This is a genomic window from Anaerobacillus sp. QJM3NY_32 (assembly GCF_056173645.1).
Genome location: NZ_CM149684.1, coordinates 4,329,495 through 4,336,065, shown reverse-complemented (window position 1 = coordinate 4,336,065; position 6,571 = coordinate 4,329,495). Strand labels below are relative to the sequence as shown.

General features: G+C 40.1%; 7 protein-coding genes. All 7 read left to right on the top strand.

Annotation, left to right across the window (positions count from 1 at the left end; all coding sequences use genetic code 11):
* Nucleotides 1-736 precede the first annotated feature (736 nt).
* The gene (gene rpmH / locus AC0VYH_RS22195) at nt 737-871 is read left to right on the top strand and encodes a 50S ribosomal protein L34 (RefSeq protein WP_048311109.1); all 135 of its coding nucleotides are present in this window, start codon (nt 737-739) and stop codon (nt 869-871) included.
* Nucleotides 872-948: 77 nt separating this feature from the next.
* Nucleotides 949-1,323: a ribonuclease P protein component gene (gene rnpA / locus AC0VYH_RS22190; RefSeq protein WP_430244375.1), complete on the top strand. Its 375-nt coding sequence runs from the start codon at nt 949-951 to the stop codon at nt 1,321-1,323.
* Entirely contained in the window at nt 1,320-1,541 is a 222-nt protein-coding gene (gene yidD / locus AC0VYH_RS22185; RefSeq protein ID WP_194218142.1) for a membrane protein insertion efficiency factor YidD, read from the top strand. The genes rnpA and yidD overlap by 4 nt, the downstream gene beginning before the upstream one ends.
* Nucleotides 1,542-1,598: 57 nt before the next feature.
* The gene (spoIIIJ, locus tag AC0VYH_RS22180) at nt 1,599-2,366 is read left to right on the top strand and encodes a YidC family membrane integrase SpoIIIJ (protein WP_303532812.1); all 768 of its coding nucleotides are present in this window, start codon (nt 1,599-1,601) and stop codon (nt 2,364-2,366) included.
* The gene (gene jag, locus AC0VYH_RS22175) at nt 2,363-2,983 is read left to right on the top strand and encodes an RNA-binding cell elongation regulator Jag/EloR (protein WP_475368269.1); all 621 of its coding nucleotides are present in this window, start codon (nt 2,363-2,365) and stop codon (nt 2,981-2,983) included. Before spoIIIJ ends, jag begins: the two co-directional genes overlap by 4 nt.
* A 287-nt stretch (nt 2,984-3,270) precedes the next feature.
* The gene (mnmE, locus tag AC0VYH_RS22170; RefSeq protein WP_475373166.1) at nt 3,271-4,647 is read left to right on the top strand and encodes a tRNA uridine-5-carboxymethylaminomethyl(34) synthesis GTPase MnmE; all 1,377 of its coding nucleotides are present in this window, start codon (nt 3,271-3,273) and stop codon (nt 4,645-4,647) included.
* Nucleotides 4,648-4,671: 24 nt separating this feature from the next.
* Nucleotides 4,672-6,555 (top strand): tRNA uridine-5-carboxymethylaminomethyl(34) synthesis enzyme MnmG, encoded by a 1,884-nt coding sequence (mnmG, locus tag AC0VYH_RS22165; RefSeq protein WP_194218146.1) that lies wholly within the window; start codon nt 4,672-4,674, stop codon nt 6,553-6,555.
* Nucleotides 6,556-6,571 lie beyond the last annotated feature (16 nt).

The window sequence follows — 6,571 nt, the reverse complement described above, 5'->3', positions numbered from 1 at the left end:
CGAAGTCCCTCCTTTTGTTCAAAAGTAAATAAAATTAATATCGTCAGCTTATTTCGGGCCACTGAATGATTCTTCTCATCAGACTGGGTGACATTGTAACAGACCCTTATGTTTTTTCACCAAAATAAAAACAGGCTGTATTCGCTGACGATAGTCGCCTAATGTGCCAACGTACAACCTTTGTACAATCATTTGAATATTCACGAATAATTATACTGTCCACAATATCAAAGCGGATCATATAATATAGAAGAAAGTCGAATTATTGACTGTGTTCACATGGTTGTGGACATAAAGAATAACATACCTGAATAACTGTCCACATAATTATCCACAGACTGTGGACTCTTTTAAATTCACTCTAGCTTATTCACGAGTTAAAACACAAATATCATAACAAAAGAATAGCTTGTTTGCAATGTTTTTCGGGAGGTTATCCACAGAGGACATATCTTGTGGATCAAAACTGTCCACAGCACTAGATTTTGTGTAGAACCTGTCGATAAGTGATGTGAATAAGTGAAAAGTGTCGAAATGAGTTATCCACACGGGTGTTTTAAGAGGTTTGTAAATGATTTGATCAATCTTTATTTGGTGGAGATCATCGTAGATTTAAATGATTGCTTTTAGTTAAAGTGTGTTTGATATTTTAATTAAACTTGACAATTCCCCATGTCTTTTCTTATAATTACTTGGACTGTCTTTATACAGTTTATCCTCAGGGAGGTGTAATAGAATGAAAAGAACGTTTCAACCAAACACACGTAAACGTAAAAAAGTTCACGGTTTTCGTGCACGTATGAGCTCAGCTAACGGACGTAAAGTCCTTGCTCGTCGTCGCCGTAAAGGTAGAAAAGTATTGTCTGCATAGACCACTGATCATCAGTGGTCTTTTTTTAAGATAAGGTTTATAATATGCTTATCCAAGTAACACTGGGAGTGTGCGGATTGAATAGCAACTACCGGATTAAAAAGAATTCTGAGTTTCAGAACGTTTTCAAAAATGGAAACTCAACTGCAAACAGACAATTTGTTGTGTATGTATTAAAGCGAAATGATCAGCCTCAATTTCGATTAGGTCTTTCAGTAAGTAAGAGGATTGGCAATGCTGTGACACGAAATCGTGTGAAGCGACTTGTGAAAGAATCATTCCATCAGTTGTCAGATCAAATCAAATTCCCTTACGATTTTGTCGTAATTGCACGAAAACCTACTTCAGAGATGAGTTTCGAAGAAGTGAAGAGCAGCTTAACTCATGTGCTTAATAGAGCTCGTGTGTTGAGAGGTGTGAAACAAGTTAGTAAAGGAAGGGATTCTAAATGAAGAAAGTGGCTTTGATGCTAATTCGCGTCTATCAGAAGTTTATTTCTCCATTAACTCCCCCATCTTGCCGTTTCTACCCATCCTGTTCTCATTACAGTTTCGAATCTTACCAGAAGCATGGATTTATTAAGGGCTCCTGGTTGACGGTTAAAAGAATTTCAAAGTGCCACCCCTTTCATCCTGGCGGTTTTGATCCTGTACCGGATAAAAGGGACTAGTGGCATGCTTTTACTACATAAATCATTGTCGAGATATGATTGCAAGGAGGATGAAGCGTGAGGAAAAAAATAACCCTCGCATTTCTATTGATTGGTCTCGTTGCGGTCCTTTCAGGATGTAACATTAACGAGCCGATTGATGCAGAAAGCACGGGATTTTGGAGCGAATACATTGTATATCCGCTTTCCGCAGTCTTAACATTTTTCGCTGATTTGACTGGTGATGGAAATTATGGACTGTCTATTATTATTGTTACGATTTTAATTCGACTTCTACTACTTCCATTGATGATCAAACAAACGAGAAGTTCAAAAGCGATGCAGGAACTGCAGCCAGAAATGCAGAAACTTAAAGAAAAGTACAGCAGTAAAGACCAGAAGACGCAACAGCAGCTTCAGCAAGAAACAATGCAGCTCTTTCAACAGAATGGTGTTAACCCGCTTGCAGGTTGTCTACCAATCTTAGTGCAAATGCCGATTCTTTTAGGTTTTTACCATGCTATTATGCGTACACAAGCAATTGAAACACATACTTTCCTCTGGTTTAGCCTTGGCTCTCCAGATATAATTCTGGCAGTCACTGCTGGTATAACAACCTTCATTCAGCAGAAAATCATGATGGGTAGCGGTGGAACGGTGCAGCCTCAAATGAAGATGCTTCTATACGTTATGCCAATTATGATTATTGTCTTTGCTATTAACTTCCCTGCAGCGCTAGCGCTATATTGGGTTGTAGGTAACATCTTTATGATTGCGCAAACTTACTTTATTACGAAACCTACCATTAAAACCGCTGATACGAATACGGGGGGAGCGAAGAAGTGAGAAGCGTTACGGTAACGGGAAAAACGATTGAAGATGCCATTGAAAATGCGCTGAATCAAATCGGGACTGTTCAAGAGAATGTTAATATTGAAGTGTTAGAAGAGCCTAAAAAAGGATTTTTAGGTTTTGGAGGAAGGCCCGCCCGCATCAAAGTAAGCGAGAAACCTGACATCATAGAGCAAACAAGGGCTTTTTTAGAAAAAGTCATTAGCAATATGGGAGTAGAAGCCAGTATAGAAGGTAGAAGAGAGGATCGCGATCTTTATTTTACTCTATCTGGTGAAAAAATTGCGATATTGATAGGGAAACGCGGCCAAACTCTTAATTCTTTGCAATATTTGACAAATCTTGCCGCGAATCGATTTTCTGACCGATTTGTCCGTGTAGTACTCGATGCTGAGAACTACCGTGAAAGACGTGAAGAGACGCTAAGAAAGTTAGTCGATCGTCTTGCAGACAAAGCGATGGTTACGAAAAAGGATATACAGCTAGAACCGATGCCGTCGTTAGAACGTAAGGTAATTCACCTTTATTTGAAAGAAAAGAAGGGGATTTCCACTCACTCAGATGGAAAAGATCCACATCGCCGTGTGGTTATTGTTCCACGTAATAAATGATATGAAACCTTCGGGCACTTTGCCCGAAGGTTTTTTTGAGGAAAGATTGGGTTTTCTTTACTAGAAATCTCCATTCTTTTCACCCTTCTTAGGCTGGTTGTATGGAAAGCAAACTTATTTCTTTTTTTATGAAAATGGGTTACACTAAAAGGTATTGTGGATTAGTCTGTAGCTTTAAGATATGAAGTTATCCACTGTGGATAATTGGTTAAACTAATACTAGCTTATATTATATAGAAAACGTAAATAAATAGAATAAAGAAGTGTGATTAGAGAGGTGAATAACTTTGGAATATGAAACGATTGCTGCAATATCGACTCCAATGGGAGAAGGGGCAATTGCGATTGTCCGACTTAGTGGTTCAGAGGCGGTTGCGATAGCTGATCGGCTATATAAGGGCAAACAGGCGTTAGAATCCGTTGATTCTCATACGATTCATTATGGTCATTTGATTGATCCTGATACTGAGCAGGTTGCTGAAGAAGTGATGGTTTCAATTATGAAAGGACCCCGGACATTTACGAGAGAGGATATTGTCGAGATCAACTGTCACGGTGGACTGGTATCTGTAAACCGTGTGCTTGAGTTGGTTTTGCGTAGTGGTGCACGCCTTGCAGAGCCAGGTGAATTCACTAAACGAGCTTTTTTGAATGGTCGAATTGACTTGTCGCAAGCAGAGGCTGTTATTGATTTGATTCGAGCAAAAACGGATCGAGCAATGAATGTTGCGTTAAATCAAATGGAGGGTCGCTTATCGACGCTGATTGCTACCTTGAGACAGCAACTCCTTGAGACAGTTGCTCATGTTGAAGTGAACATTGACTACCCTGAATATGATGCAGAAGAAATGACGCAAGATCTTTTAACCACGCAATTAAAGCAGGTGGCTAAGGAAATTGAAGGTATTCTAATTACAGCACGACAGGGAAAAATTTTGCGTGAAGGTTTATCTACTGTTATCGTGGGACGGCCAAACGTTGGTAAATCATCCTTATTGAATAGTCTTGTTCACGAAAACAAGGCAATAGTGACAGACGTTCCTGGTACGACCCGAGATGTTATTGAGGAATATGTTAATGTAAGAGGCGTGCCTTTAAGATTAGTGGATACAGCGGGAATTCGGGAAACGGAAGATCTGGTCGAGCGAATAGGTGTTGAACGTTCACGTGAACGCTTGAAACAAGCTGATCTCATCTTGCTTGTGCTTAATTATAATGATGAGTTGACGCATGAAGATGAGAAGTTGTTCGAAGCGGTAAAAGGCATGGATGTTATTATTATCGTGAATAAAACGGATCTAGATGAGAAACTAGATTTAACTAAGGTAAAAGAATTAGCAGAAGAGCATCCAATGATTACGACTTCATTAAAACATGAACAAGGCGTTGAAGAGCTTGAACAATCCATCTCTGAACTGTTCTTTGCAGGTGAAGTAGAGTCACAGGATTTAACATATGTATCTAATTCACGTCATATTGCTTTGTTAGAACAATCGCGAAGAACGCTTGATGATGCGTTAGGCGCTGTTGAAGCAGGAATGCCGGTTGATATGGTACAAATTGATATTACTCGAACGTGGGAAATTCTTGGAGAGATTATTGGTGATACAGTATCTGAGAGTTTGATCGATCAGTTATTTTCACAGTTTTGTCTTGGGAAATAAGATGATAAAAGGAGGAATACGGCAATGGGTTATAAAGCCGATTCTTATGATGTTATAGTCGTCGGAGCAGGTCATGCCGGTGTGGAAGCGGGACTCGCTTCAGCAAGAATGGGTGCGAAAACACTCATGCTTACACTTAACTTAGACTCTGTCGCTTTCATGCCATGTAACCCGAGTGTAGGAGGTCCTGCAAAGGGAATTGTTGTGCGGGAAATTGATGCACTTGGTGGAGAAATGGGACGAAATATAGATAAAACGCATATTCAAATGCGTATGTTAAATACAGGTAAGGGGCCTGCTGTACGTGCACTGCGTGCACAGGCTGATAAAGTACTGTATCAAAGTGAAATGAAACGAACCATTGAAGAACAGGATAATCTTACGCTCTTACAGGGCATGGTTGAGAAACTAATCGTTGAGGATGGCGTCTGCAAAGGAGTTATTACGAAAACGGGTGCAGAGTTCGAGGCGAAATCTGTTGTTTTAACAACTGGTACGTTCATGCGCGGTCGCGTTATTATTGGAGATCTTTCATATGAAAGTGGCCCTAATAACATGCAGCCTTCCGTTAATTTGTCGCACCATTTGGAGGAATTGGGCTTTGAGATGGTTCGTTTTAAGACAGGAACTCCTCCGCGTGTAAATAATAAATCTATTGATTATAGTAAAACTGAAATTCAGCCCGGCGATGAAAAACCGCGTGCATTTTCATATGAAACAACAGAATTTATTACAGACCAGCTGCCATGTTGGTTAACTTATACGGGTGAAGCAACGCATAAGCTCATCAATGATAACTTGCATCGATCTCCGATGTATTCAGGTATGATTGAAGGGACGGGCCCAAGGTATTGCCCATCAATTGAAGATAAAATTGTTCGCTTTAATGATAAGCCCCGTCACCAAATTTTCCTTGAACCAGAAGGACGCAATACGAAGGAAGTATATGTGCAGGGTCTTTCAACAAGCCTTCCAGAGGATTTGCAGCAACAAATTCTTAAAACCGTACCTGGTCTTGAAAATGTTGAAATGATGCGTGCAGGCTATGCCATCGAATATGATGTTATTGTTCCGACCCAATTGTGGCCTTCACTTGAAACAAAAACAGTGAAAAACCTCTTTACTGCAGGACAGTTAAACGGTACTTCAGGATATGAAGAGGCAGCAGGTCAGGGAATCATGTCTGGTATTAACGCTGCAAGGAATGCACAGGAGCGTGAAGCGGTGATTCTGGATCGTTCTCAAGGGTACATTGGCGTTATGATCGATGACCTTGTGACGAAAGGAACGAACGAGCCATATCGTCTATTAACATCACGAGCAGAATATCGTCTTCTTCTTCGTCACGATAATGCAGATTTAAGACTAACAGAACTCGGTTATGACATCGGCATGATTCCTAAAGAACGCTATGATCGTTTCCTTGCTAAAAAAGAAATGATCGAGCAAGAAATGAAGCGTCTTGCGAAGATTGTGATTAAACCAGGCGAGCAGGTTAATGATGTTCTTCCGGAGAATAGTACTGAATTGAAGGAAGCTATTCACGCAGCTAATTTATTGAAGAGACCGGAAGTAACTTATCAAGAGATTCACCAACTAGCACCAGCAGACTTTGAAATTCCTGAAGATGTTTCAGAACAAGTTGAGATTCAGATTAAATATAGCGGCTATATTAATAAAAGTCTTCAACAAGTGGAACGTATGAAGAAAATGGATGAAAAGAAAATTCCTGAGGGCATAGATTATTATGCGATTGGTGGTCTTGCAACTGAAGCGAAGCAAAAACTTGATGAGGTTCGCCCTCTTTCAATTGGTCAGGCTTCGCGTGTATCAGGAGTTAATCCAGCTGATGTATCGATCTTACTTGTGTATATCGAACAGGGGAAAATCGCTAAAATTGCAAAATAATGTACTAGTGGAGGGT

What these genes read in the sequence shown, in the direction of transcription:
- rpmH (WP_048311109.1), top strand. Translation starts at nt 737, where the DNA reads ATGAAAAGAACGTTTCAACCAAACACACGTAAACGTAAAAAAGTTCAC.
- yidD (WP_194218142.1), top strand. Translation starts at nt 1,320, where the DNA reads ATGAAGAAAGTGGCTTTGATGCTAATTCGCGTCTATCAGAAGTTTATT.
- mnmG (WP_194218146.1), top strand. Translation starts at nt 4,672, where the DNA reads ATGGGTTATAAAGCCGATTCTTATGATGTTATAGTCGTCGGAGCAGGT.